This is a genomic window from Staphylococcus sp. 231237_7MaSpsaltlick, assembly GCF_043107035.1.
The window spans coordinates 1-901 of record NZ_JBICNX010000186.1 but is presented as its reverse complement, the minus strand read 5'-3'; the positions used below and the strand labels follow the sequence as shown (position 1 = coordinate 901).

Below are 901 nucleotides of genomic sequence, written 5' to 3'. Positions count from 1 at the left end.
ACATACAATAATTTAGATATATTTCGAAGAGAACTGTAACCTGAGCAGTTTGTATATAGCGATAGATGTTGGAAAATATAGTTTGAACATACGTTAATATAGTGAATTTTATCAGTAGAATATTAAGGAAATGAATTATATGTCTAAAGGTAATATTAAATAAAATACTAATATAAATTGTATTATTGAGGTGGAAGGATGAATAATGAAATTGAATTAATTTTATTTGATTTAGATAATACACTATATCCATTTAATAAATATTGGAATAATGCTAATAAAGAAGTATTTAAAGAATTTGACTATACTAAAAATCTTGAATACGAAGAATTTAATCGCATGTTGATATACTATGATGAATACTATTGGGTACAGCATGATTCTGGCCAAATCACTTTAGATCAACTACGGTATTTAAGATTAATAAAAACTTTGGAAACATTTAATATCAATATTAGTTACGAAGAAGCTAAAAAGTACTTCGCAACATTTTTTAATTATATATTATCTTATATAACACCGGATTATGAACTTATTGAACTACTTAACATTTAAAAAAACTATAAGAAAATAGGTATTCTAACAAATGGTAAAATTTTGGAACAAAGAGAAAAAATAAGGCGGCTAGATTTTGAAAAAACATTTGATGGAAACGTTTATATTTCAGAAGAAATAAATATTGAAAAGCCTGATAAAAAATCATTTCAATATGTCGCTAAGGCTTTTAAAGTATCAGTTGAAAATACGTTGTTTATAGGTGATTCACTTCATAACGATGTATTAGGATCATTATCTGCAGGTATGAAACCAATTTGGTTAACTTCTGAAAATGATTTAGAAGGTTATCAAATAGATGACGTTGAAATTTATAATGACGATATAAAAAGTCTTGTTATGAAAC

The 901-nt window shown here is 25.1% G+C and carries 2 protein-coding genes; both read left to right on the top strand.

From position 1 onward, the window contains the following. Positions 1 to 198 precede the first annotated feature (198 nt). Positions 199 to 555 (top strand): HAD family hydrolase, encoded by a 357-nt coding sequence (locus tag ACF91D_RS30795; protein ID WP_107549889.1) that lies wholly within the window; start codon positions 199 to 201, stop codon positions 553 to 555. Positions 556 to 597: 42 nt separating this feature from the next. Beyond that, the coding region (locus tag ACF91D_RS30790; protein WP_392438554.1) for an HAD family hydrolase at positions 598 to 901 on the top strand (304 nt) is incomplete at its 3' end.